This window comes from Rhizobium sp. Root483D2, assembly GCF_001426685.1.
GTDB lineage: Bacteria > Pseudomonadota > Alphaproteobacteria > Rhizobiales > Rhizobiaceae > Pararhizobium > Pararhizobium qamdonense.
The window spans coordinates 187,301-212,426 of record NZ_LMFB01000012.1 but is presented as its reverse complement, the minus strand read 5'-3'; the positions used below and the strand labels follow the sequence as shown (position 1 = coordinate 212,426).

Annotated in this window: 25 protein-coding genes and 1 tRNA gene; 19 read left to right on the top strand and 7 right to left on the bottom strand. The window is 62.1% G+C overall.

Annotation, left to right across the window (positions count from 1 at the left end; genetic code table 11):
• Positions 1–35 precede the first annotated feature (35 nt).
• Together ASD32_RS10530 and ASD32_RS10525 are read left to right on the top strand one after the other, a co-directional pair.
• Positions 36–1,916, top strand: coding sequence for a DNA polymerase III subunit gamma/tau (locus ASD32_RS10530; protein ID WP_060637974.1), 1,881 nt, complete (start codon positions 36–38; stop codon positions 1,914–1,916).
• A 38-nt stretch (positions 1,917–1,954) separates the two neighbouring features.
• Complete coding sequence (locus ASD32_RS10525; protein WP_060638160.1) at positions 1,955–2,278, top strand: YbaB/EbfC family nucleoid-associated protein; 324 nt, start codon at positions 1,955–1,957, stop codon at positions 2,276–2,278.
• 42 nt (positions 2,279–2,320) lie between these two features.
• Here ASD32_RS10525 and ASD32_RS10520 read toward each other — a convergent pair whose 3' ends face one another.
• Together ASD32_RS10520 and ASD32_RS10515 are read right to left on the bottom strand one after the other, a co-directional pair.
• Complete coding sequence (locus ASD32_RS10520; protein ID WP_060637973.1) at positions 2,321–3,166, bottom strand: DUF2865 domain-containing protein; 846 nt, start codon at positions 3,164–3,166, stop codon at positions 2,321–2,323.
• A gap of 224 nt (positions 3,167–3,390) precedes the next feature.
• Positions 3,391–4,002 (bottom strand): MOSC domain-containing protein, encoded by a 612-nt coding sequence (locus ASD32_RS10515; RefSeq protein WP_060637972.1) that lies wholly within the window; start codon positions 4,000–4,002, stop codon positions 3,391–3,393.
• A gap of 58 nt (positions 4,003–4,060) precedes the next feature.
• Between ASD32_RS10515 and recR the strand changes: the two genes are divergently transcribed.
• On the top strand, positions 4,061–4,666 hold the full coding sequence (recR, locus tag ASD32_RS10510; RefSeq protein ID WP_060501108.1) for a recombination mediator RecR: 606 nt from the start codon (positions 4,061–4,063) through the stop codon (positions 4,664–4,666).
• A 281-nt stretch (positions 4,667–4,947) separates the two neighbouring features.
• Positions 4,948–6,141: a lytic murein transglycosylase gene (locus ASD32_RS10505; protein WP_162252657.1), complete on the top strand. Its 1,194-nt coding sequence runs from the start codon at positions 4,948–4,950 to the stop codon at positions 6,139–6,141.
• 62 nt (positions 6,142–6,203) lie between these two features.
• On the opposite strand, the gene ASD32_RS10500 is transcribed toward ASD32_RS10505, so the two are convergent.
• The 3 genes from ASD32_RS10500 to ASD32_RS10490 all read right to left on the bottom strand — a co-directional run bounded on the left by ASD32_RS10500 (position 6,204) and on the right by ASD32_RS10490 (position 8,775).
• Positions 6,204–6,638: an SRPBCC domain-containing protein gene (locus ASD32_RS10500; RefSeq protein ID WP_060637970.1), complete on the bottom strand. Its 435-nt coding sequence runs from the start codon at positions 6,636–6,638 to the stop codon at positions 6,204–6,206.
• Positions 6,631–6,966, bottom strand: coding sequence for a metalloregulator ArsR/SmtB family transcription factor (locus ASD32_RS10495; protein ID WP_060637969.1), 336 nt, complete (start codon positions 6,964–6,966; stop codon positions 6,631–6,633). The genes ASD32_RS10500 and ASD32_RS10495 overlap by 8 nt, the downstream gene beginning before the upstream one ends.
• 180 nt (positions 6,967–7,146) lie before the next feature.
• On the bottom strand, positions 7,147–8,775 hold the full coding sequence (locus tag ASD32_RS10490) for an MFS transporter (protein WP_060637968.1): 1,629 nt from the start codon (positions 8,773–8,775) through the stop codon (positions 7,147–7,149).
• Between the two features lie 285 nt (positions 8,776–9,060).
• Between ASD32_RS10490 and rimP the strand changes: the two genes are divergently transcribed.
• From rimP to ASD32_RS10460, 6 genes are all read left to right on the top strand, one after another.
• Positions 9,061–9,678 (top strand): ribosome maturation factor RimP, encoded by a 618-nt coding sequence (gene rimP, locus ASD32_RS10485; RefSeq protein ID WP_060637967.1) that lies wholly within the window; start codon positions 9,061–9,063, stop codon positions 9,676–9,678.
• Positions 9,679–9,736: 58 nt separating this feature from the next.
• Entirely contained in the window at positions 9,737–11,344 is a 1,608-nt protein-coding gene (nusA, locus tag ASD32_RS10480) for a transcription termination factor NusA (RefSeq protein WP_060637966.1), read from the top strand.
• A 48-nt stretch (positions 11,345–11,392) separates the two neighbouring features.
• Positions 11,393–12,079 (top strand): RNA-binding protein, encoded by a 687-nt coding sequence (locus ASD32_RS10475; protein ID WP_060637965.1) that lies wholly within the window; start codon positions 11,393–11,395, stop codon positions 12,077–12,079.
• A gap of 104 nt (positions 12,080–12,183) precedes the next feature.
• Positions 12,184–14,892, top strand: a complete 2,709-nt coding sequence (gene infB, locus ASD32_RS10470) for a translation initiation factor IF-2 (RefSeq protein WP_060637964.1) — start codon at positions 12,184–12,186, stop codon at positions 14,890–14,892.
• 145 nt (positions 14,893–15,037) lie between these two features.
• The coding region (locus tag ASD32_RS10465) for a hypothetical protein (protein WP_210171104.1) at positions 15,038–15,244 on the top strand (207 nt) is incomplete at its 5' end.
• Between the two features lie 33 nt (positions 15,245–15,277).
• Positions 15,278–15,661 carry a hypothetical protein gene (locus tag ASD32_RS10460; protein ID WP_060637962.1) on the top strand — a complete coding sequence of 128 codons (384 nt, stop codon included), beginning with the start codon at positions 15,278–15,280 and terminating at the stop codon, positions 15,659–15,661.
• Positions 15,662–15,692: 31 nt separating this feature from the next.
• Here the strand turns inward: ASD32_RS10460 and ASD32_RS10455 are convergent, their stop codons facing one another.
• The gene (locus ASD32_RS10455) at positions 15,693–16,142 is read right to left on the bottom strand and encodes a DoxX family protein (protein ID WP_082546727.1); all 450 of its coding nucleotides are present in this window, start codon (positions 16,140–16,142) and stop codon (positions 15,693–15,695) included.
• Positions 16,143–16,347: 205 nt separating this feature from the next.
• Here ASD32_RS10455 and ASD32_RS10450 point away from each other — a divergent pair, with 205 nt between their 5' ends.
• Both ASD32_RS10450 and ASD32_RS10445 read left to right on the top strand, forming a co-directional pair.
• Complete coding sequence (locus ASD32_RS10450; RefSeq protein ID WP_060637960.1) at positions 16,348–16,629, top strand: SelT/SelW/SelH family protein; 282 nt, start codon at positions 16,348–16,350, stop codon at positions 16,627–16,629.
• 85 nt (positions 16,630–16,714) lie between these two features.
• A complete protein-coding gene (locus ASD32_RS10445) occupies positions 16,715–17,071 on the top strand; it encodes a VTT domain-containing protein (protein WP_244490151.1) in 357 nt (118 codons plus the stop codon).
• Positions 17,072–17,133: 62 nt separating this feature from the next.
• Here ASD32_RS10445 and ASD32_RS10440 read toward each other — a convergent pair whose 3' ends face one another.
• Positions 17,134–17,559, bottom strand: a complete 426-nt coding sequence (locus tag ASD32_RS10440; RefSeq protein ID WP_060637959.1) for a BA14K family protein — start codon at positions 17,557–17,559, stop codon at positions 17,134–17,136.
• 216 nt (positions 17,560–17,775) lie between these two features.
• On the opposite strand from ASD32_RS10440, the gene ASD32_RS10435 reads away from it, so the two are divergent.
• The 7 genes from ASD32_RS10435 (at position 17,776) to ASD32_RS10405 (ending at position 24,879) form a co-directional block, all read left to right on the top strand.
• Complete coding sequence (locus tag ASD32_RS10435; protein ID WP_060637958.1) at positions 17,776–19,215, top strand: phosphomannomutase; 1,440 nt, start codon at positions 17,776–17,778, stop codon at positions 19,213–19,215.
• A 139-nt stretch (positions 19,216–19,354) separates the two neighbouring features.
• Positions 19,355–19,441 (top strand) — tRNA-Leu (locus ASD32_RS10430).
• Positions 19,442–19,743: 302 nt separating this feature from the next.
• Positions 19,744–20,880: a transporter substrate-binding protein gene (locus ASD32_RS10425; protein ID WP_060638158.1), complete on the top strand. Its 1,137-nt coding sequence runs from the start codon at positions 19,744–19,746 to the stop codon at positions 20,878–20,880.
• Positions 20,877–21,458 carry an ANTAR domain-containing protein gene (locus tag ASD32_RS10420; protein WP_060637957.1) on the top strand — a complete coding sequence of 194 codons (582 nt, stop codon included), beginning with the start codon at positions 20,877–20,879 and terminating at the stop codon, positions 21,456–21,458. Before ASD32_RS10425 ends, ASD32_RS10420 begins: the two co-directional genes overlap by 4 nt.
• Positions 21,458–22,306, top strand: a complete 849-nt coding sequence (locus ASD32_RS10415; RefSeq protein WP_060637956.1) for an ABC transporter permease — start codon at positions 21,458–21,460, stop codon at positions 22,304–22,306. The genes ASD32_RS10420 and ASD32_RS10415 overlap by 1 nt, the downstream gene beginning before the upstream one ends.
• A gap of 1 nt (position 22,307) precedes the next feature.
• Positions 22,308–23,228, top strand: coding sequence for an ABC transporter permease (locus ASD32_RS10410; RefSeq protein ID WP_060637955.1), 921 nt, complete (start codon positions 22,308–22,310; stop codon positions 23,226–23,228).
• A gap of 31 nt (positions 23,229–23,259) precedes the next feature.
• A complete protein-coding gene (locus ASD32_RS10405; protein WP_060637954.1) occupies positions 23,260–24,879 on the top strand; it encodes an ABC transporter substrate-binding protein in 1,620 nt (539 codons plus the stop codon).
• Positions 24,880–25,126: the final 247 nt, after the last annotated feature.

Below are 25,126 nucleotides of genomic sequence, written 5' to 3'. Positions count from 1 at the left end.
CAGCCAAGCGGCCCCGTCTTGGGGAAAAAAGGGCGATGAGCGAAGATAGTCTGATCCCGACATCCGAAAAACCCGCCGCCTACCGCGTGCTTGCGCGCAAGTACCGGCCGAAGGATTTTTCCGATCTGATGGTCGGCCAGGAACCGATGGTGCGCACGCTCACCAACGCGTTCGAGACCGGCCGGATCGCGCAGGCCTATATGCTGACCGGCGTTCGCGGCGTCGGCAAGACCACCACCGCCCGCATCCTCGCCCGCGCCCTGAACTACAAGACGGCCGAAATCGACACGCCGACGATCGACCTTCGCATTCCCGGCGAACATTGCCAGGCGATCATGGAAGGCCGCCATGTCGATGTCATCGAGATGGATGCCGCCTCCCATACCGGTATCGACGATATCCGCGAAATCATCGAGCAGGTGCGCTACCGGCCGGTTTCCGCCCGCTACAAAGTCTACATTATCGACGAAGTGCACATGCTCTCGACCCAGGCCTTCAACGGCCTGCTGAAGACGCTCGAGGAGCCGCCGGAGCATGTGAAGTTCATCTTCGCTACGACCGAAATCCGCAAGGTTCCGATCACGGTTCTGTCGCGCTGCCAGCGCTTTGACCTGCGCCGCATCGGCGCGTCGGATCTTGTTGGCCTGTTTACCACCATTCTGGGCAAGGAAGGCATCTCGGCCGATCCGGATGCGATGGCGATGATTGCGCGCGCCGCCGAAGGCTCGGCCCGCGACGGCCTGTCGTTGCTCGACCAGGCGATCGCCCATGGCGGCGGCGTGGTCGAGGTCGAGGCCGTGCGCTCCATGCTCGGTCTTGCCGATCGCGCCCGCATCGTCGATCTGTTCGAGCATATCGTCAAAGGCGACGTGGCTGCCGCCCTCAACGAATTTTCCGGGCAATACGAGGCCGGCGCCAGCCCCTCGGTGGTGCTCACCGATCTTGCCGACTTCACCCATCTGGTCACAAGGTTGAAATATGTGCCGGATGCGGTCAACGATCAGTCGCTGAGCGAGATCGAACGCACCCGTGGTGCCGAGTTCTCCTCCAGCATTGCCGTGACGACATTGTCGCGCATCTGGCAAATGTTGCTCAAGGGCATTCCGGAAACCGAAAGTTCGTCGCGCCCGGCCGGTGCCGCCGAAATGGTGCTGATCCGGCTTGCCCATGCTGCCCACCTGCCCTCGCCGGAAGATGCCGCACGGCGCTTGCTGGAGTTGTCGAGCGGCGATGCGCCGCGCCAGCCCTCTGCCCAGAGCGGCGGCAATGGCGGCGGCGCTCAAGGCTCCATGGGCAACTCTATCCAGGCGCGCGGCAACGCTATGCCGCCGGCGCAGCGGGCGACCGGAAATGGCGCGACCATGCTGCGCGCCGTGCCGGACGTTGCGCCGCCAGAAGCCATGCCCGTCGGCAAGATCGAGGAACGGCCGGTGGAGGCACCCGCTGCCAAGGCCGAGCCGAAAGTTCCGGTCCGATCCGTCAGCGACATCGCCGAGCTTTGCGGCACCAACCGCGATATCAAGCTGAAGACCCTGGTGCGCGGTTTCGTGCGGCTGGTCAACCTTGAGCCCGGACGGCTGGAAATCAACCTGCCGGAGGACGCACCAAAGACGCTGGTCGCCGAATTGCAGAAGAAGCTCGAGGACTGGACCGGCATCCGCTGGATGGTCATTCTCAGCCGTGAACCCGGTGCACCGACGCTGCTGGAGGCCGAGACGCAGGCGCAGGAAAAACGCGTCAGCGACGCGCGCCAGGACCCCGACGTTGCCGCCATTCTGTCCAAGTTTCCCGGCGCCAAGATCACCGACGTGCGGATCAAGGGACCGGAGCCGGAAGAGGAAATCGAGCCGGTGGCCGTGGCCGCCGCCGAATCCGAAGAGGGTGACATCCTTCCCGGCGACGATATCGAGCACTAGTTGAAGATTTATCGAGATATTCAGAAGAGGACATGACGATGCGCGACATCATGGGCATGATGGGCAAGGTCAAGGAAATGCAGGCCAAGATGGAAAAGATGCAGGAAGAGATTTCTGCGCTTGAAGTCGACGGCTCCTCCGGCGGCGGTCTCGTCACCGTGCGCATGGACGGCAAGGGCAACCTGAAGAGCCTGAAGATCGACCCGTCGCTGTTCAAGGAAGACGATGTCGAAATCCTTGAGGACCTGATCGTCGCCGCCCACAAGGACGGCAAGGACAAGGCGGAGGCCATCACCGCTGAAAAGACCCGCGAGCTGACCGCAGGCCTGCCGATCCCGCCCGGCATGAAGCTGCCTTTCTAGGTTCAGCAGATATTGGCGGGACTATGAATAGGCCCGCCCGGATCAATTTTCCGGCAAATAGGCGGCGCCGACCATGCGGACCTTGCGCGCCTGCGGCGTGACGAAACTCGTGCTGCCGCGCAGACCGACATCCCCCAGCAGCACCAGATTGATCGCCTCGACCGGCTGGACGTCTTCCTCATCCGGAACCGGCGCCGCAGCAGCTTGCGGCATTTTCGCGAGCACCGTCTTGTAGAACCGGTTGATATCACAGGTCTTCAGCGACGCCGCCCGCCAATAGGCTCCGGCCTTGGGCAGTTGCGCATAGCGCGCACCTGTGGTCACCGAGATCATCTCGTCGGTATTGCGGTCTTCACTCGTCATCCGGTAGACATCCATGCCTGGATCATCGCAGATGAACTTGCACTGCGCCGAAATCGCTTCGACATCATCTACGGTGTTGTAGCCAGAATTCGGCGTGGGGAAGGAATAGCCGTCCGAGAGGCGGACGCAACGTGTTTCCATGCGGGCGCTGACCCGTGGCGCGGCATCGCCGGCGGCAAGACTGCGTGCTGCTAGGACAGTGCGACGGCTCGGCGCACGATCGGCGACGGCCGGTCTGCAGCTTGGCGCTAGCGTCAGACTGGCCAGCCGGGTGCTGGCCTGCGCGATCCGCCCGGCAATCTCGCGGCAGGCGAAGCTTGACGCAGCAGAACAGCCATATTTGGTTTCGAACGTCCGGTTGGCTGCGATCTGGCGCTGCAGGCGGGCAATTTCGGGATTGCCCCGCGACACCGCGCAGTCCCCCGCCACTGCAACAGCGCCCTGTGCCGCCAGCATCACGACCATGATGCCCAACACGGCGCTCATCTGCCGGAAACCGGCCGCAACCTTGAAAAATCGGGACATGACCACAGCCCTTGCCGCTCTTTTTGCGCGCAGACGCAGGCATCCTCGCGCGCGTGCCTTGGCATGTGCGTTCCGGTTTGCAGTTGTCGGCACAATCATCGATTTATCGCATCGACCCTTTGCAATACCGGGCCTTGCGACAGCATCTCCATAGGTTGAGACGCGATGGAAAGAAAGCGGAACCTCGGCAGATGGTTAAAGCCGTCGAGGCTGAGAAACCCGGTTCAGCCGCTGAGCTGGGCTCTCAGCTTGTGGTGGATGGGCGCTGCGATATAGCGAGCGCGGTCGGCGTCGGAGAGGTTCTTACCGTATGTTTCCAAAAGTTCCGGCATCAGCACCGGAGCGCCGGAATAGGCGTGATAGGTGACGGCATCTCCGGCCTGAACGACGCCATCTTTCAGCACGCGGCAATAAAAGCCCGGCCTCCCGGCCTTGGCGAAGCGCTTTGCAAAACCGGGATCGCCCATCCGGGCGGACAGCGTCGCGCAGGGGATGCGGGCAGAGGTAACCTCAAGTTCCACCGTCTCCGTCTCGAACCGGTCGCCGACTGAAATCTTGCGGCTGTCGGCGCCTTCGATCACCAGGTTTTCGCCGAAAATACCCGGCTCCAGATCGCGGCCGAGCTCCCTTGCCCACCAGTCGAGATCGGCCGAACCCAGCGCATAGACGGCCTGGTCGACGCCGCCATGATGCTTGCGGTTGCAGATCTTGTCGCCGATCAGCCCCTCGCGATCGATCATCACGCCGGCATCGACCGGATGCTTGAAGATGCCGGTCCTGTAGGATTTGCCGGGCAGGATTTCGGCACTGCCGGTGCAGACGGCGAGGATTTTCATGGGCGGCACTTTCTTTTCAGCGATTCCGTTCCGTGGAGATATGGGGTAGAAACCCCGCATGGCAAAGCGAGTCACCGGCCCCGAAATTGAAAAACTCATCCAGCTCCTGGCAAAGGTGCCCGGTCTCGGGCCGCGCTCGGCCCGGCGCGCTGCCCTTCACCTGGTCAAGAAGAAGGACCAGCTGCTCGGTCCGCTGGCCGATGCCATGGGCGAGGCGCACCGCAAGGTCCGCATCTGCTCGTGCTGCGGCAATGTCGATACGATCGATCCCTGCAGCGTCTGCTCCGACGACCGGCGCGACAACTCCGTCATCATCGTCGTCGAGGACGTCTCCGACCTTTGGGCGCTGGAGCGGGCAAGCGCCATGAACACTGCCTATCACGTGCTTGGCGGCACCCTGTCGCCGCTCGACGGCGTCGGCCCGGACGATCTGAACATCAAGGGCCTGGTCGAGCGGGTGAGCAAGGGCGGCGTGCGCGAACTGATTATTGCCGTCAACGCCACCGTCGAGGGCCAGACAACAGCCCATTACATCACCGACCAGCTCGACGGCCTCGGCGTCAAGATCACCCGGCTCGCACATGGCGTACCGGTGGGCGGCGAACTGGATTACCTGGACGAAGGCACGCTGACAGCAGCATTGAGGGCGAGGACGGCGATTTGAGGATGCGTTTGAATATGCCGAAACCTACCCCCCTCTGTCACGGAGCCGGTCCTCGGGCTTGCCAAAGGCAAGACCCGGGGGTGACATCTCCCCCTCAGGGGGGGAGATCATTCTTTTCCCGCATCTTGATAGCAGCCCGATCATGTCTGTCTTTTTCAGTAAGGGGCGCTGAAAACCTGCGGTCAATCTCCCCCCTTGAGGGGGAGATGTCGGCGTCGCCGACTGAGGGGGGTAAACTTCGCCAAACTCTGACGATAATAATCGCGGCAGTCGTGTCACTGATGCCCCTGCCCACCCTCGCCGCCTCCAAAGCCGACACCGAAGCCCAGTTCCGCCAATGGCTGCAAACCGATCTTTGGCCGCAGGCGCAGAAATCCGGCATTACCGCTTCAGCCTTCAAGGCGGCCTTTGCCGATGTCAAACTCAATTGGGACCTGCCGGACCTCGTTCCCCCCGGCACCAGGCCGCCGGGCGAGCAGAAGCAGAGCCAGGCGGAATTTTCCTCGCCCGGCGCCTATTTCTCAGAGCAGCGCCTGCAGGGGCTGGCGGCGACCGGGCGCAGCCTGGCCAAGGAACATGCCGCAACGCTCAGGCGGATCGAAAAAACCTACGGCGTGCCGGGTCCTGTGATCATTGCCATCTGGGGCCGTGAATCCGGCTTCGGGCGGGCGAAAATCCCGCATCCGATCATGGATGTTCTGGCCACCAAGGCCTTCATGTCAACGCGCGGCGATCTCTTCCGCCGCGAGCTGATCGCAGCGCTTCATATTCTCGACAGCGGCGATGTGAAGGAGGCCGATATGCGCGGCTCCTGGGCCGGCGCCATGGGCCAGCCGCAGTTCCTGCCGACGAGCTTCCTCAAATATGCTGTCGATTTCGATGGCGACGGGCGCCGCGATATCTGGAAATCGACGCCGGACACGCTGGCCTCGATCGCCAACTATCTGTCGAAAAAAGGCTGGCAGCGTGGCCGCGACTGGGGCTTCGAGGTCTATATTCCTGCCAATGTCACCTGCGCGCAGGAAGGCCCCGATCTCGCCAAGCCGATCTCGCAATGGGCGTCCGACGGAATCGAGCGCGCCTCCGGCAAGGCGTTTCCGACAAGCGAAGCCAAGGCAGACGGCATGATGCTGGTGCCTGCCGGCCGCAACGGCCCCGAATTCATCGTCACCCCGAATTTCTACGTCATCAAGGAATATAACAATTCCGACCTCTATGCGCTTTTCATCGGCAACCTTGCCGACCGGATCGCAACGGGCAGCGGCGCATTCCGGCGCGAGTTCGGCGATGTCGGCAAGATGCTGCGCTCGGACGTCTTGAAGATGCAGAAAGCTCTGGAAAAACAGGGCTACGATATCGGCAAGGCCGATGGTCTGGCCGGGTACAAGACCCGCCGCTCGATTGGCGCCTGGCAGGCAAAGAACGGGCTCGAGCCAACCTGTTTCCCGCAGAAAAGCCTTTTGGGCAAACTCTAGACATGGGCCCATTCTAGAACCAGACCGGGCGGAACCGCATTCGATCCCGCCCGGTCAAGGCATCAGGCAGTCGCGAGGCTGGTTTCGAGCCGGTTGATGATCGCGGTCCAGCCCTGTTCGTGACCGTTTCGCGCTTCCTCGGACTTGAACTTCACCTGTTTCAGGGTGATTTCCGTCGTACCGGCATCGACTTCGGCCAGATCGATGGTGACGACGCTGTCGTCGAGCGAGTAGGGCGATTCCCAGGTGAAGGACAGATGGGAATGCGGGTCGATCGCCAGATAGGTGCCCGCATGCGGAATTTCCTTTTCAAGCGTCACCATGACGATCGAAAACCGTCCGCCCTTGACCGGATCGTTCTTGACCTTGCTTGGCTGCGAACTGCCAGAGGGCGGTACCATGAATTTTGCCAGCATCACTGGTGAAAGCCAGGCGTTGAACACGTTTTCGCGCGATGCCGCGATGGTGCGGCTGACTGTCAGTTCAAGCTCATTCATTGTCCTCATCCTTTGCAACGAGTAAGTTTTCCAGCGCCGCAAGGCGCAAGTCCCAGATCGACTTCAATTGCGCGAACCAGGCCTCGGTCAGCTTCAGCGGCTCGAGTTCGGCTGCGATGAAATGCTCGCGGCCCATGGTCCGGCGGGTGACAAGTCCGGCCTCCTCCAGCACCTTGATATGCTTGGAGACGGAATTCAGCGACATGTCGAAATGGGCGGCCAGCGCCGTCACTCTCAATGCACCCTCCTGAACAAGCAGCGTCAGGATGCGTCGCCGGGTCGTATCGCCGGCGGCCTTGAGAACCCGTGACAGATCATCTTCGTCCATTTATTCACCCTAACAGTTGAATATACTAAGCCCTCCCAATAGTCAACCATATGGGTGAATATTTTGAAACCGGTTAAACACCGCCCTCCCCGGTTATTTTGAAACCACCCTTGCGCCGGCAAAAGAAAGGCCGGCATTGCGAAGCGCAAAACCGGCCGGTTGGAGATGATCGATGCGATATCAGTGCATGTCCATCTGCTGCTTGTAGCGCTCGTACTCGTAGGGAAGGATGGTCTGGCGTTCGATCATCCGGTGCACGCGGGGCGCCGCATCGCCGCGATGCAGAGCCAGGAGCCGGTCGCCAATCTCGGCGTCGGCCTGGGTGCGGCGCTGGTTGTGGCGGACATATTCCACCCAGGTCGGCACGTGATAGGTCTCGGTCCAGGTGGTCGGGTTTTCCAGATCGCGCATCAGACCCCATTGCCCGGCACCATCCCGGATCCGGATCCGGCGGCGCTCGGCCATGGCGGTCAGGAATTCCGGCACGTCGTCATCGGCGATCTCGTAATCGATCATGACAACGATCGGGCCGCTGCGGGGCTTGAGATCGAGCTTCAGCAGCGGTTCGGAAAAGCGGTTGAGGGGATCGAGATTGAGCGACTGGAATTCCGGCAGCGGCAAGCGGAGCCCGATGGCCGCTCCCACCACCATCAGCAGGGCCGACGCGATAAGGGCATTGGACGGGCCATAATTTTCCGCCGCCTGCCCCCACATCCAGCTGCCCGCCGCGATGCCGCCAAAGGTCGTGGTCTGGTAGAGCGACAGCGCCCGGCCAACCACCCAGCGCGGCGTCGAGAGCTGCACCGTCGTATTGAACAAGGACAGTGCGAGCACCCAGCCGGCACCCGACAGGAGCAGCGCAAGGCTGGTGAGCCAGCCATAGGGGCTTAACGCGGTGACCAGGCTGCTTAACGCAAAGCCGGCAAAGGCGATGCGCACCACCCATTCGCTGGACATATGTTCGCGCAGCCGGGCGCTCAAGAGCGCGCCGCCGATGGCGCCGAGCCCGAAAGCGCCGAGCATGATACCGTAGGTGAGCGGCCCGCCGGCAACCAGATCGCGCGCGACCAGCGGCAACAGCGCGAGAATGGCGCTGGCGGAAAGACCGAAGAAAAAGCCGCGCACCAGCACCTTGCCGATATTCGGCGACATCGCGACGTAACGCAGTCCGGCGGAAATCGCCCGGCCCATCGATTCGCGCGGCAGCGTCGATAGCGTCTCTTCCCGGCGCCAGCGCAGCAGCGCATAGATGATGGCGAAATAGCTGAGCGTGTTGGCGGCAAACGCTGCGGCAGCGCCTGCGGCCGCAACGATCACGCCGCCGATGGCGGGGCCAACCGAGCGGGTGATGTTGAACCCCATACTGTTCAGCGCGACGGCCGCCGGCAGCACGTCGCGCGGCACCATATCCCCGACAGAGGCTTGCCAGGACGGATTGTTGAGCGCCGTGCCGCAGCCGATCAGGAAGGTGAACAGGAGGAGCAGCCAGGGCGTGATGAAGCCGAAATAGGCGCAGATCGTCAGGAGCGCCGAGACACCCAGCATGAAGCACTGGCCGATCAGCATGATACGGCGGCGGTCGAAATTATCGGCCAGCGCCCCGGAAATCAGCGAAAACAGCATGATCGGCAGCGAGGTCGAGGCCTGCACCAGTGCCACCATATTTACCGAGTCGGTGATCGACGTCATCATCCAGGCGGCGCCGACGGCCTGGATCAACCCGCCGAAATTGGAGGCGAGGCTTGCCACCCAGATGACCCGGAACGTATCGTGCTTGAACGGCGCCAATGGCGATAATCGATGCGGCAACGCGCTTTCCCACCCTTTCAGTGTTTGAATAGTCTTTGTGAAGCCCAATCTAGGCGAGATGATTGCCCGGGCAAGCAAAAGCGCGGTGCCCGGCAGGATTTCACCACTTCACCCTCTGCATGAAGGTTTTGCGCGGCCAAGGGGTTTTGCGGGGCGAGATGCAGCATATCTTGCATTTGCCGATAATCGAGCGTATATGACCCTCAAATTCTTGATCGGTTGATGAAGAGTGGGCCCGTCAGGACCCGCTCTTTTTTATTACCCGATGGTTTGGGAGAACATCGTTTGTCCGATACGGCAACGGCAGAAAACACACAGGAACCGCGCCTCGTCACCGAGACCGGCATCGACCGGCGCATCGCCGATATCATCGAGCCCGTTTTGGTTCCGATGGGCTACCAGCTGGTGCGCGTGCGCCTGTCCTCGCAGAATGGCGCGACATTGCAGATCATGGCCGAGCGGCTTGACGGCACGATGACCGTGGAAGATTGCGAAGCGATCTCGACCGCGATCTCGCCAGTGCTTGACGTGGAAGATCCCGTCGATCGGGAGTATCATCTGGAAGTATCGTCACCGGGCATTGACCGGCCGATGGTGCGCAAATCGGATTTTACCCGCTGGTCCGGACATCTGATCAAGTTCGAAACGTCCGTTCTGGTCGATAGCCGCAAGCGTTTCCGCGGCAAGATCGTTGCGGCCGACGACGAGGCCTTCACGATCGAGCGCGATCAACCGGCTGAGGGCGAAGACCCGCAGGTGGTCGTTCCCTATACGGCGTTTGCCGAAGGCAGGCTCATCCTCACGGATGACCTGATCCGCGATGCGCTGACAGCAGACAAGAAGGCGAAGGCAGCCCAGGCCGCCAACGAAAACTTCGAAGACGAAGATTCGCCGATCAATTGAGTTCATGGGCGCGGGACGCCTTCGAGTAAGGCCCCGGCAATCAGACGGAGACTTTAATATGGCAGTGAGTGCTAACAGGCTCGAACTTCTGCAGATCGCGGATGCCGTCGCGCGCGAAAAAGTGATCGACCGCGAAATCGTTCTGGCCGCCATGGCCGACGCGATCCAGAAGGCCGCCCGCTCGCGCTACGGTTCGGAAAGCAATATCCGCGCCGATATCAATTCCAAGACTGGCGAAATCCGGCTTCAGCGCCTGCTCGAAGTCGTCGAGGTTGCGGAGGACTATTCCACGCAGATCCCGCTGGAACTGGCGCGCGACCGCAATCCGGACGCCATTCTCGGCGACTTCATCGCCGATCCGCTGCCGCCGATGGATTTCGGCCGCATCGCTGCCCAGTCGGCCAAGCAGGTCATCGTCCAGAAGGTGCGCGAAGCCGAGCGTGACCGCCAGTTCGACGAGTTCAAGGATCGCATCGGCGAAATCGTCAACGGCACGGTCAAGCGCGTCGAATATGGTAATGTCATCGTCGATCTCGGCCGTGGCGAAGGCATCATCCGCCGCGACGAAATGATCCCGCGCGAAAACATGCGCTACGGCGACCGCGTCCGCTCCTATGTCTACGACGTGCGCCGCGAACAGCGCGGTCCGCAGATCTTCCTGTCGCGCACGCATCCGCAATTCATGGTGAAGCTGTTCACCATGGAAGTTCCGGAAATCTACGACGGCATCATCCAGATCCGTTCGGTTGCCCGTGACCCCGGCTCGCGCGCCAAGATCGCCGTTATCTCCAACGATTCCTCGATCGATCCGGTCGGCGCCTGCGTCGGTATGCGCGGTTCGCGCGTCCAGGCCGTTGTCGGCGAGTTGCAGGGCGAAAAGATCGATATCATTCCGTGGTCACAGGATCCGGCATCGTTCATCGTCAACGCGCTGCAGCCGGCCGAAGTCTCCAAGGTTGTTCTCGACGAGGATGCCGAGCGCATCGAAGTGGTGGTTCCGGATGAACAGCTGTCGCTGGCCATCGGCCGCCGCGGCCAGAACGTCCGCCTCGCATCGCAGCTGACCGGCTGGGATATCGACATCATGACGGAAGCGGAGGAATCCGAGCGCCGCCAGAAGGAATTCAACGAACGTACCGCGCTGTTCATGGAAGCCCTCGACGTCGATGAAATGGTCGGCCAGGTTCTGGCATCCGAAGGCTTTGCCGCCGTCGAGGAGCTTGCCTATGTCGAGCTCGACGAAATCGCGTCGATCGAAGGTTTCGACGAGGATACGGCGAGCGAACTGCAGACCCGCGCCCGCGAATATCTCGAGCGTCTGGAAGGCGAGATGGACGCCAAGCGCGTTGCCCTCGGCGTTTCCGACGAGCTGCGCACGATCAACGGCATGACCGGCCAGATGCTGGTTGCGCTGGGTGAGGACGGCATCAAGACAATGGAAGACTTTGCAGGCTGCGCCGCTGACGATCTCGTCGGCTGGTCGGAACGCAAGGATGGCGAGACCAAGAAGTTTGAAGGCCTGTTCTCCAAGCTCGAAATCTCGCGCGTCGATGCCGAACGCATGATCCTGCAGGCGCGCCTGACTGCCGGCTGGATCACCCAGGAAGATCTGGCACGCGAAGAAGAAGCGCTCGAAGTCGTGGAAGGCGCGGAACAGGACGCCTGACAGGGCGTTGCTGACCGTGATCCAAGCTGATGCTGCTTGAAGACCGCCATGTTGATTGAAGACAAGGACCCTGCGGGGGACATTGATGGTGAAGCAGTGAACGGCCGCATGTGCATCGTCACGCGGGCGAGCGGAACACCGGAAACGTTGATCCGCTTTGTCGCCGGGCCCGATGGCAAGGTGGTGCCCGATCTGAAGAAACAGCTGCCGGGCCGCGGCTGCTGGGTGAGCGCTGAACGGGCGATCGTCGAGAAGGCGATTGCCAAGAAGCTGTTTGCCCGTGGCCTGAAGCGGGCGGACGTGACGGCCGGACCGGAGCTTGCCGACGAGGTGGACCGGCTGTTGTCGATGCAGCTCGGCGGCATGATGAACATGGCGCGCAAGGCGGCACAGTTCATTAGCGGCGCCTCGAAAGTGGAGCAGGCCGTGCGTGGAATGGCGGCGCTTGCCACCTTTCATGCGGTGGATGCCGCACCGGACGGTGTGCGCAAGATTGACCAGGCACGCAAGGCCATGAGCTTTGTCGCCGATGACGGAGAGGAAATTCCCTCCTATCGCTTCTTCACCGAAGCGGAAATGGGAGGGCTTTTAGGCCAGAATGCTTTTATCCATGCCGCAGCGCTTGCAGGGCAGGCGGGTGAGGGTGTAGTGAAGCGCGCAAACATGCTCGAAAGATATCGGGGAACCGTCCCCGCTCGAGCCGTTGGCGCCGAATCTGGCTTGCCGACACAATGACGCGGGTCACCGGCGCAGGCCGGCACAACCGCGATTGCAAAACAGAAATTGAACGGCGGGGTCTGGTGATACGCATCCGGCCCTGATCTTAGGAACGGAACGGAATGACCGACAACAACGACGACAAGACATTCGGCGGAGCCAAGAAGACGCTGACCCTGAAGCCTTCCGGGGTGAGCCAGGGAACTGTTCGCCAGGACATGGGTCGCGGCCGGACGAAGGCAGTCGTGGTCGAGACGCGCAAGCGGCGGCCCATGCGGCCGGAAGACGAAAAGCCGGTCGTTCCGATCGCAACACCGGCAGCCCCCGTGGCACGCGTGGTCGAGCCTGTGCGCCCGGCGCCTGCGCCACAGCAGCAACAGCCTGCGCGCCCGGCCCAGCAACAGCCGCAGCCGCGCCAGCAGGACAACCGCCAGGACAACAGCAATCGCCCGCGCGTCGGTGTGGTTCTCAACCAGCTTTCGGCTGGTGAGATCGACGCCCGCCGCCGTGCGCTTGCCGAAGCCCAGATCCGCGATGCCGAAGACGCCAAGCGCCGCGCTGCCGAAGAGGCACGCCGCGCCGCCGAAGAGGCAGAGCGCCTGAAGGCCGAGCAGGCCGAAGCCGCCCGTCTGGCTGCCGAAGAAGCAGCCCGCACGCCGGCCGAACGCGCCGCCGAAAAGGCTGCAGCCGAGGCAGCCGCCGCCGCTGAAGCCGAAGCAACCGCTGTCGCCGCCCGCAAGGCGGAAGACCAGGCGCGCGCTCAGGCCGCAAAGCCCGCAACGGCGCCCTCGAACATTACCCCCACCATCGGCGCCCGCCGCAAGGCGGAAGGCGAAGAGGAAGAGGCCCGTCCGAACCGTGGCGCGACCGCACCGGTGCGTGGCAAGGTCGTTCGCCCCGAGCCTGCCAAGGCCCCTGCCCGTCCGAAGACGGAAGAGGAACGCCGCAAGGGCAAGCTGACGCTGACCGCTGCTCTCGACGACGACGGCAATCCGCGCGGCCGCTCCATGGCTGCCATGCGCCGCCGTCAGGAGAAGTTCCGCCGCAGCCAGATGCAGGAAACCCGCGAAAAGGTCATGCGTGAAGTGATCCTTCCGGAAACCATCACCATTCAGGAATTGTCGCAGCGTATGGCCGAACGGGCCGTCGATGTGATCAAGTACCTGATGAAGGAAGGCCAGATGATGAAGCCGGGCGACGTCATCGACGCCGACCTTGCAGAACTCATCGCCGGCGAATTCGGCCACACGGTCAAGCGCGTTTCGGAATCCGACGTCGAAGAAGGCCTGTTCAACGGCAAGGACGACGGCGACATGCTGCCGCGTCCGCCGATCGTGACCATCATGGGCCACGTCGACCACGGCAAGACATCGCTGCTCGACGCCATCCGCAAGACCCATGTTGTTTCGGGCGAAGCCGGTGGCATCACCCAGCATATCGGCGCCTACCAGGTCGAGCAGAACGGTCACAAGATCACCTTCATCGACACCCCCGGCCACGCCGCCTTTACGGCCATGCGTGCCCGCGGCGCCCAGGCGACCGACATCGCGATCCTTGTGGTTGCGGCCGACGACAGCGTCATGCCGCAGACGATCGAATCCATCAGCCACGCCAAGGCTGCCGGCGTTCCGATCATCGTCGCCATCAACAAGGTCGACAAGCACGAAGCCGATCCGCAGAAGGTGCGCAACCAGCTGCTGCAGCACGAAGTGTTCGTGGAAACCATGGGCGGTGAAGTGCTCGACGTCGAAGTCTCGGCCAAGACCGGCCTCGGCCTCGACAAGCTGCTCGAAGCCATCCTGCTGCAGGCCGAAATTCTCGACCTGCGCGCCGATGCGGACCGCACGGCAGAAGGTACCGTCGTCGAAGCCCAGCTCGATCGCGGCCGCGGTGCGGTTGCCACCGTCCTGGTCCAGAAGGGCACCTTGAAGCCGGGTCAGATTATCGTCGCCGGCGACCAGTGGGGCCGTGTGCGTGCCCTCGTCAACGACCAGGGCGAACACGTCAAGGAAGCGCCTCCGTCGATGCCGGTCGAGATTCTCGGTCTGTCCGGTACGCCGCTGGCGGGTGACAAGTTCGCCGTCGTCGAAAACGAAAGCCGCGCCCGCGAAATCTCGGAATATCGTCAGCGCCTGACCCGCGACAAGGCCGTTGCCCGTGCATCGGGCCAGCGCGGTTCGCTGGAACAGATGATGATGACGCTGCAGAATACCGGCCTCAAGGAATTCCCGCTGGTCATCAAGGGCGACGTGCAGGGCTCGATCGAAGCCATTGCCGGCGCACTCGACAAGCTGGGAACCGACGAGGTTCGTGCCCGCATCGTGCATTCGGGTGCCGGTGGCATCACCGAGTCCGACATCTCGCTGGCGGAAGCCTCGAACGCGGCCATCATCGGCTTCAACGTTCGTGCCAACGCCCAGGCCCGGACTGCTGCGGAACGCGCCGGTATCGAAATCCGCTACTACAACATCATCTACGATCTGGTGGATGACGTTAAGGCCGCGATGTCCGGTCTTCTTTCCCCGGAAAGACGCGAAACCTTCCTCGGCAATGCCGAAATCCTGGAAGTGTTCAACATCACCAAGACCGGCAAGGTCGCGGGTTGCCGCGTCATCGAAGGCAAGGTGGAACGTGGTGCAGGTGTGCGTCTGGTTCGCGACAACGTCGTTATCCACGAAGGCAAGCTCAAGACCCTCAAGCGCTTCAAGGACGAAGTCTCCGAAGTGCCGATGGGCCAGGAATGCGGCATGGCCTTCGAGAATTACGAAGACATCCGCGCCGGCGACACGATCGAGTGCTTCCGCGTCGAGCACATCACCCGCACGCTGTAAGCGTTTCGCTGGTGACACAGACAGAATTGAAAATGGCGGCTCCGGCCGCCATTTTGCTTAGACTGCTGACTGAATAAACTTGTTTGACGAGAGCGATGCCCCACTCTCCGTCATCCTTGCCCTTGTGGCGGGGATCCAGTGGNNNTTTCAGCTCAAGGACTTGAGCTGGCTGGATCCCCGCCACAAGGGCGAGGATGACGGAGAGTTTGGCAACCGGCTCAATTTCCCAAGGCCTCCAGCCTCATTAGATCATACCTTTGCCAGCAATCTATTCAAAAAGGCGGCTCAGGTATCCGGCAGGACCGGCTTTTACGTGAAAATTGCATTGGCGGCGGCGGCCGGCTCAGCTTAGGTTGAGGACATTCACCAGTCTTGAAGGTTCCAGATGCTCGCGCAATTCCTCGCCATCACCCTGATCAACACATTCACCTGGTTCGGCGGGCAGGGCTATTGCGCCTATGACTTTGCCATTCTGGAAAGCGGCGAGGAACTGACGGATATTGCGATGACGCTGCGCCCGCAATTTGATCCGGCCTCGACCGCGACCGGCAAGGCGGAATTGCCGGATGAAACCATCACCTTCGATAGTCTCGGCGGCTCGGCGGTCAATTCGGGAACGACGGCGAAGATCGAAACCGACTGCAATGTCGAAGGCTTCGATATTGTCGCCGCCACAGGGAAGGCTGAAGGGAAAACTCTGGACCTGATTGCAGCGGGGCGTGTCGAAATCGACACCTACAAGCCGCTCACCCTGACTATCGGAAAATAGCGCCACGGCATTTGCCGCAGCGCTATCGACGTTAAACCTGTTTGCCGATCTTTGCGTCCACAGACTGCGCATTCGAGCCACGAATGGCGAAGAACAAGAATATCGCCGCCCAGAGGATCGATTTCTCGGCGCCGGCAAGGCCCTCGCTTTTCACGATGCCGTGGAAATAGACCGTGACCAGCAGAACGATCATCGCGGCGAAGGAGGCCGGGCGGGTGAACAGGCCGATCGCAATCAGGATACCGCCGAAAAATTCCGTGGCGGCGAGAAGCGGCGACCAGAAGACGCCGGGATAGAAGCCAAGGCTTTCGACCATGCCGACGGCGCCGAACGGATTGCTGATCTTGCCAAAGCCATGGGTGACGAGCAGAACGCCCGCCACCACGCGCAGCAATGTTTCGGCCGAGGTATCGAGCGGCAGATAGAACCGCTGCAGGGCGGGCAGCATGGCTGGCGGCCGGGTCGATGGTAGGTCAGTCATGTTGGCTCCTCTTGATATTAGCAACGCAGCATTCTCTTGCTGCGAAAACTTCAGCGATCAAGGGCGGCTCCTCATAAAACCTGATTATTTCAGTTAACAATTTCGTGAGCCATACTTGATCTCGCCCTGTTGCGGTCCCATGCACCGATCGGTAACGTCCGCCAAACCAAAGCTTTCCCCAACCAAGCTCTCTGCGGAAGCCGCCATGACAGAAAAACCACGCATCGCCATTCTCTACTGCACCCAGTGCAACTGGCTCTTGCGGTCTGCCTGGATGGCGCAGGAACTGCTGTCCACATTCGGCGACAGCCTTGGCGAAGTGGCGCTTATTCCCGGCACCGGCGGCAATTTTGAAATCCATGTGGGCGACACCCTGATCTGGGAGCGCAAGCGCGATGGCGGCTTTCCGGGGCCGAAGGAATTGAAGCAGCGTGTGCGTGACGTGATCGAGCCCGGGCGCGATCTCGGCCATACCGACCGGACGTGAGCCTTTGACCGCAGGCCTGCTTTTCGGCGTGTTCAGCGCCGCCTTGTTATCCGCAACATTGCTGGTTGGCGTTTCCGAAGCCGCGCTGATCCTTGCTGCCCGGCAGCCGGATGCGCATCTCATCGCCCTTTTCCTGGCCGCGACGGCCGGCAACGTGCTGGGCGCGGTAGTCAATTTCGTGCTCGGCCGCTTTCTCCTGCGCTTTGAAAATCGCCGCTGGTTTCCGGTGAGCCCGCTGAACCGCAAGCGGGCGGAGGCGCTGTTCGGCCGCTATGGCCGGCCCATCCTGCTGTTGTCCTGGCTCCCCGTGGTCGGCGACCCGTTGACGCTGGTGGCGGGGCTGTTGCGCACCCCGCTGCCGGTATTTCTTCTCTATGTCACGATCGGCAAGGCCGCACGTTACGCCGTGCTGTTATGGGCCTGGGACACATTTGCCGGCTGACACCCTCTTAAAGACGGAAACGGCGGGGAATATCCCCGCCGCCTAATGCAATTCCGTGTCCCTTACCGGTAGGGCGAGCGGCAAACCCTGTAGGCGCCGCTGTTCGACAGGAAACGGTTCGTTGCCGGATTGTAGGAGCGGTAGCGCGACAGGCACCAGCGCACATGACGATTGTAGCCATTGTAAATCACCGGCGGCGCCACATAGACCGGCGGCCGGTAGTAGGGCCGGTACGGCCGGTAGTGATATCCGGGCCGGTAATAGGGACGGTAATGCGGGCGATGATGGGGGCGGTAGCCGGGCCGGTAACCGGGGCGATGATGCGGCCGGTAGTGGCCGTGACCGCGGCGGTGCGCCACCGTCTGGACGTCTGTCTTTTGCGACGCTCCGATATCCGGTGTCGGCATCGCCTGTGCGCCGGCAACCGGCATCATGATGGAGGCTGCGCTCAGCACGCAGCCAATAACGAAATTGCGAAATCCCGCCATTTGTTTCCTCATTTCTCCCAAAGGGGTTTACTTGGTTGGTGTCCCTTTTTTATATAACGGCCAGTCTTTTTGTTTTATTTCGTATTTCCGTAGTCATCCGACTGCAATTTGGCGCCATTCGGCGTCCAAACCTTTCACAAGCGGCAGAATGCCCCAATATTGACTGCAAGTCACCCGCCGGATTATCGCAATCCCGCCGGCGCGACGGAGGATAGATTGAGTTTGAAATTCGGTACCAGCGGCCTGCGCGGCCTTTCCATCGACCTGAACGGCCCCCCTGCCGCCCTCTATGCAACGGCCTTCGCCCGTCATCTGATCTCGTCCGGACAGGCCAAGCAAGGTGATCCGATCCTGCTTGGCCGCGATTTTAGGGCCTCCAGCCCGGAGATTTCTGCGATCTGCGCCGGTGCCTTGACCCGCGCCGGACTGAGCGTTTTCGATTGCGGCACTGTGCCGACGCCGGCCTTGGCGCTCTACGGATTGGAACTCGGCGCCGCCGCATTGATGGTTACCGGCTCGCACATTCCAGCCGATCGCAACGGTATCAAGTTCTACCGCCCGGACGGCGAAATCTCCAAGATCGACGAGGAAGCCATCGGCCGGCAGGCGGAGGCGATCATGGCGGAGCCCGTCGCGATCGATGCAACACCCGGTGAGGCCGCCGATCACGCCCGCCACGCCGAAGCGCTCTTCCTCACCCGCAATGCTTCGATCCTTCCCGCAGGCGCCCTGTCCGGCCTCAAGGTCGGCGTTTACCAGCACAGCACGGTGGCGCGCGACCTGTTTGTCGAGGTCCTGTCCGGCTATGGCGCTGAGGTCGTGGCGCTCGGCCGCTCCGCCGATTTCATTCCGGTGGATACCGAGGCAGTGTCGCCCGCAACCATTGACCTGCTCCAGGCCTGGGCGCGCGAACACAGGCTCGACGCGATCGTCTCGGCCGATGGCGACGGCGACCGTCCTCTGGTCAGCGACGAAACCGGCCTGCCGCTGCGCGGCGACCTTCTCGGCCTGATCGCAGCGCAATTCACCGGCGCCACGGTGGCCGTGACCCCCGTCACCTCCAATTCCGGCCTGGAGCGCCAGCCGGACCTGACCATCCTGCGCACCCGTGTCGGCTCGCCCTTCGTCATCGAAGGCATGCTGGAGGCGGTCCGCAGCGGCAAGACCGGCGTCGCCGGCTTCGAGGCCAACGGCGGCACCCTGACCGCCACGGACTTCACCTTGAACGGCGCCACGTTGAAAGCTCTGCCGACGCGTGACAGCTTCCTGCCGGCGCTGGCCGTGCTGTCGCTGGCCGCACAGCGCAAGAAGCCGCTTTCGGCGATTGCGGCAGACTTTGCGCTCCCGGTGGCGCTGAGCGACCGGATCGAGAATTTTCCGCTGGAAACCAGTGCCGCGCTGATGCGCCACCTCCGTTCCGGAATGGACAATCTGGCCGCGTTTCTCGCCCCGATCGGCAAGCCCGAAACGGTGAGCGATATCGACGGATTGCGCGTCATGCTGACCGATCGCAGCATCGTTCACTTCCGTCCATCCGGCAATGCGCCGGAAATGCGCTGCTATGCCGAAGCGGAAACGGCGGATCAGGCAAAGCGCGTTCTGGACCAGGGGCTCGCCGCCATCCGCGCCTTTGGCGAGGCGCACGCAAAAGCCTGACGACGGGAGAATGCAACGAAATTGTTTCGGGGAAAATCTTTGCCGTTCAACGGTTTGCTCAACTTTTCCCGACAATTTCAAGAAAACTTCAAAAACCCTGTTGACACAAAAGCGTGGGGCCCGTACACCCCCGCTCGTCGCCCAGATGGCGGAATTGGTAGACGCGCCAGCTTCAGGTGCTGGTACTCGAAAGGGTGTGGAGGTTCGAGTCCTCTTCTGGGCACCAATTTCATATTCACAACTGCTCCGGCAGTTCTGAACATCCAAAAAAGCCCGGTTCGCCGGGCTTTTTTTGTTTCAGGATTTGCGCTCAGCATCCTCGAATCCCGGTTTCGCGCTTGGTTGCTTTTCATCGCGCCCGCCCACGCGAATCCTGCTTGACATGAACGCAATGCCCGTATTTTAATCCTGCCAACGAATTAAGCACATTCATTCACATGACCTCTTGGTCGATGGGCAGTTTGGCCCCACGATGCTCCCATCTCAGATGGGCACGGCGTCGTGGGGTTTTTGGTTTTTGGCGGGCTGATGAAAAACACGGTACGAATTGGCATTCTGTATTCGACGACCGGCCCCTATGCCGAGATCGGGCGCGACGCGCGTGACGGCGCTGATTTTGCCATCGAGGAAATCCGTGCCCTCCATGGCAATGCCATCGAGCCGGTGACCATCGACCCGCATGCCGATATCGCCGCCTATCTTGAAGGTGCGCGCGCCATGCTGCGCGACCATGGCTGCCGGCATATCATCGGCACCATCACCTCGCTTGCCCGCAAGGAAGTCATCCCGCTTGTCGAAAAACATGATGGCCTGCTCTGGTATATGTGCCCTTATGAGGGTTTCGAGGCCAATGACAATGTCATCTATACCGGCGGCTGCCCCAACCAGCACCTGTTGCCGCTGTTTAGCTACTTAATCCCGCGCTTTGGCCGCCGTCCCTATCTGGTCGGCGCCAACTATGTCTGGGGCTGGGAAATGAACCGGCTGGCCCGCGAGCTGATCGAGGAAGCCGGTGGCGAGGTGCTTGGAGAGCGCTATTTGCCGCTGGAGGAAACCGCCGTCGAGCGCATTGTTCTGGATATCGAACGGCAACGGCCAAGCTTCATCCTCAACAATTTCATCGGCCCGTCCAGCTATGCCTTTCTCGCCGCCATTCGGGCGCTCGGCGCCCGCAATCCAGCCTTCCTTCCGGAAAACTGCCCGGTGGTGAGCTGCGACCTGCAGGAAGGCGAACTGCCCCATATCGGCCTTGGTGTCGCCACCGGCCAGCTGAGCGCGGCCGCCTATTTCGATACGCTGGAAACGCCGGAAAATGCCGCCTTCAAGGCGCGGGTCTCCGCCAAGTTCGGCATTGAGCGGCGTATTTCCTGTGTGTTTGCCAGCGCCTATGCCTCCGTCAAACTCTGCACCGACGCGATCATGGCAGCTGGAACGGATGAACCTGTCGCCGTTGCGCGCCAGCTTTCAGCAGCACCCCTGCCGACCGTCCTCGGGCCGATCGTGATCAACCCCGATACCCGCCACGCAGCACTCCCCTTCCATCTCGGGCGGATCAACGATGAGGGCGGTTTCGATATCATCGCCTCGCAGCCGGCCATCCCCGCCGACCCCTATCTGACCGGCCGCCGTACCCGGAAGCCAGTGCAGCTGAGGATCGTGTCATGAGGGAAACACCGAATTTCACCGGCTGGCGCGCCACGGTCCTGCACCGGGAAGACAACACCACCGAACGCCTGCCACGCCAGCTGAAGCTGATCGGCTTTGAGGTGACGGTTCAATGGCAACCGCTCGATGCCGCCGACCTGCCGGATTTCGTTCTTGTTGATGCCGATCAGGGTTGGGACGGCCTTTTGCCCTGGAGCGGTAAAAATGCACCGCGGCCGCTCGTCGCACTACTCGGGTCCGAGGCGCCAGGACGCATTGCCTGGGCGATGCAGCAGGGTGTCGGCGCCATCATCGCCAAGCCGCTGGCCTCCTCGGCCGTCTATCCCGCCCTGGTCATGGCGCTCGGCATCCACCGCGAACGCAAGGCCGTGATCGACAAGCTGAACCATCTGGAAGAGCGCGTCCGGCTGCGGCCGCTGGTGCATGCCGCCGTCGAGCGCATCATTGCCGAGCGCCATGTCGACGAGGAACTCGCCTATACGATCCTGCGCAATTGCGCGATGCGCCGCCGCATGCCGATGGAGCAGATCGCAGCCTCCATTCTCGGCGGCGCCGAGCCCATGCCGGAGGCCGGTTGATGCGCATTCTGAAAAGCATGATCCGCCAGCCGTCGGCGCTGTTCGGCCTGGCGATCGTCGCCCTCGTCATTTTCATGGCGGTCGCCGCACCACTCATTGCGCCCTATAATCCCGATGAACAGATGTTTGACGGGCTGACGCTCGAAGGTGCGCCAATGCCGCCAAGCGCCCAGTTCCTGCTCGGCACCGATACGCTCGGCCGCGACCTGTTCTCCCGCCTGCTCTACGGCGCCCGCACGTCGCTGGTCATCGGCCTTGTCGCCAATGGCATCGCGGTTGCGATCGGGCTTTTGATTGGCATTCTGTCCGGCTATATGCGCGGCCTCGTCGGCAATGCGCTGATGCGCTTTACCGATCTGATGATGGCCTTTCCGGCACTGCTTCTGGCCATCGTGCTGGCAGCGCTCCTGCGCCCGAGCCTGTGGATCGTCGCCATGGTGATTGCACTGGTCAATTGGGTACAGGTCGCGCGCATCGTCTATACCGAGACCCGCGGTCTGGTGGAGCGTGACTTCATCCTGGCCGAACGGTCGCTGGGGGCTGGTCATGTCCGCATCCTGTTTCATCACATCCTGCCGCATCTGATGCCGACGGCGATCGTCTGGGGCACGCTCGGCATCGCCACCACGGTGCTTCTGGAAGCGACGCTGTCGTTCCTTGGCATTGGCGTGCAGCCGCCGACGCCCTCCTGGGGCAATATCATCTTCGAAAGCCAGAGCTATTTCCAGGCAGCCCCCTGGCTGGTGTTCATTCCCGGCGCCGTCATCCTTCTGACCGCGCTCTCCTTCAATCTGGTCGGCGATGCGCTGCGCGATATTCTCGACCCGACCCAGCGCGGGAGGGGTTGAGATGATCTTTCTGATCCTGCGGCGGCTCGTGCAGACGGCGCTCATCCTGTTCGGCGTTGCGGCCATCACTTTCCTGCTGCTCTATGCCCTGCCCGCCGATCCTGCCCGGATGATCGCCGGCCGCAGCGCAACGGCCCAGACGGTCGCCAATATCCGCCATGAACTCGGTCTCGACCAGCCGCTGCTCTCGCAATTCTGGACCTATCTGAAGGGCTTGTCCGAAGGCAATCTCGGCCGCTCCTATGCGCAGAAAACCGATGTCGGCGCGCTGATCGCGGCCCGTCTTCCGGCAACCTTGATTCTGATGGCGGCCGGTATCGCCGTCGAGGTGGTGCTCGGCCTTTTGCTCGGCGTCCTCGCCGCCGTGCGCCGTGGCGGGCCGGTCGACCGGTTCGTGATGATGGCATCGTTCGTCGGCGTGTCCGCCCCGCAATTCGTGGCAGCGCTTCTGCTTCTCTATGTCTTTGCGGTCACGCTGGCCTGGTTTCCGATGAGCGGCTTTGGCACCTTTGCCCATGTCGTGCTTCCCGCCACCACGCTCGGCATTCTGGGGGCCGGCTGGTATGCGCGCATGGTCCGCTCCGCAATGATCGACGTGCTCAACCAGGATTATGTCCGCACCGCCCGTGCCAAGGGCCTGTCGTCCGCCCGCATCGTCTTTCGCCATGCGCTGCCGAATGCGCTCCTTCCGATCATTGCCATGATCGGCATCGATATCGGCCAGTTCATGAGCGGCGTTGTGGTGGTTGAGGCCGTCTATGGCTGGCCCGGCATCGGCCAACTTGCCTGGCAGGCGATCCAGCAGGTCGATATCCCGATCATCATGGGCGTGACGCTGGTGTCCGCACTTGCAATCGTGATCGGCAATCTCGTCGCCGATCTGATCGCGCCACTCATCGATCCGCGCATCCGTGCGCGGTAATTTAAATCAGCAACCAAAAAGGGGAACTCAAATGTTCAAACGCTGGCTTCGAAATTCCACGATCGCAATGGCGCTCGCCTTCACCCCGCTGCCTGCCTTCGCGCAGGATACGATCAAGCAGGGCGGCGATATCGTCATCACCTATAAGGACGACATTGCCACGCTCGATCCGGCCATCGGCTATGACTGGGTCAACTGGTCGATGATCAAGAGCCTCTATTCGCGGCTGATGGACTATACGCCGGGCACGCCGGACCTGATCCCGTCGCTGGCCGAAAGCTTCACCGTGTCGCCCGATGGCCTCACCTACACCTTCAAGCTGCGCAAGGGCGTGAAGTTCACCAATGGCCGCGAGGTCGCCGCCTCCGACGTCAAATATTCGATCGAGCGCGCCGTCGATCCGAAGACGCAAGGCCCCGGTGCCGGCTTCTTCGGTGCCATCAAGGGGTTTGACGCGGTCAGCGGCGGCACATCGCCGACGATGGAGGGCATCACGACGCCGGACGATTCCACCGTCGTTTTCACGCTGTCGCGCCCCGACGCCACCTTCCTGCATGTTCTCGCCATCAACTTCGCCTCCGTCGTGCCGAAGGAAGCCGTCGAGGCGGCAGGCGGCGATTTCGGCAAGAACCCCGTGGGTTCGGGCACGTTCGTGCTGAAAGAATGGACCGTCGGCCAGCGCCTCGTGTTCGAGCGCAACCCGGATTATTTCGTCAAGGACATGCCACATATCGACAAGTTCACTGTCGAAGTCGGCCAGGAGCCGCTGGTGGCACTCCTGCGGCTGCAAAAGGGCGAAGTCGATATTGCCGGCGACGGCGTGCCGCCTGCCAAGTTCCTCGAGATCAAGAACTCGCCTGAGGGCGCCGATATCATCGTCGATGGCGCGCAGCTGCACACCGGCTATATCACGCTCAACACCAAGGTGGCGCCCTTCGACAATGTGAAGGTTCGACAGGCCCTGAACATGGCCATCAACAAGGAGCGTATCACCCGCATCCTGAACGGCCGCGCGACGGCTGCCAACCAGCCGCTGCCGCCGCTTATGCCGGGCTACGACAAGGCCTTCACCGGCTATGCCTTCGATGTCGAGAAGGCCAAGGCGCTGCTCGCAGAAGCCGGTTTCCCGGATGGTTTTGAAACGGTCCTTTATTCCACCAACACCGATCCGCAGCCGCGCATCGCCCAGGCGATCCAGCAGGACCTGGCTGCTGTCGGCGTCAAGGCCGAGGTTCGCGCGCTGGCGCAGGCCAACGTGATCGCCGCCGGCGGTACCGAAGGCGAAGCGCCGATGATCTGGTCGGGCGGCATGGCCTGGATCGCCGACTTTCCGGATCCGTCCAACTTCTACGGCCCGATTCTTGGTTGCTCGGGTGCGGTTCAGGGCGGTTGGAACTGGTCCTGGTATTGCAACAAGGATCTCGACGCCCGCGCGATCGCCGCCGATTCAATGTCGGATCCAGCCAAGGCTGCCGAGCGTCAGGCCGAATGGGGCAAGATCTTCACCGACATCATGGCGGACGCGCCGTGGATCCCGCTCACCAACGAACGCCGCGTCGTCGCCAAGTCGCCGCGCATGGGCGGCGCTGGCGACATCTATGTCGACCCGACCCGCGTCATCAATTACGACGCGATCTTTGTGAAGGAGTAAGCCAATCGTCACGGCTCCGGCGAATTGCCCGGAGCCGTGATCGTCGGAGCCATGATCGTGAGTGGCGCACGCAAGCTGCAGCCTCTTCTCCCCAGCGGGGAGAAGTGCCGAGCTAAGGCGAGGCGATGAGGGGGCGGCGCGGCACATTAAGAGTGCTTGGCTCCCCCTCATCCGGCCCTTCGGGCCACCTTCTCCCCGGTGGGGAGAAGAGGGAGCGCGCCGCTCCTGCCAACCAAGAATAACGATA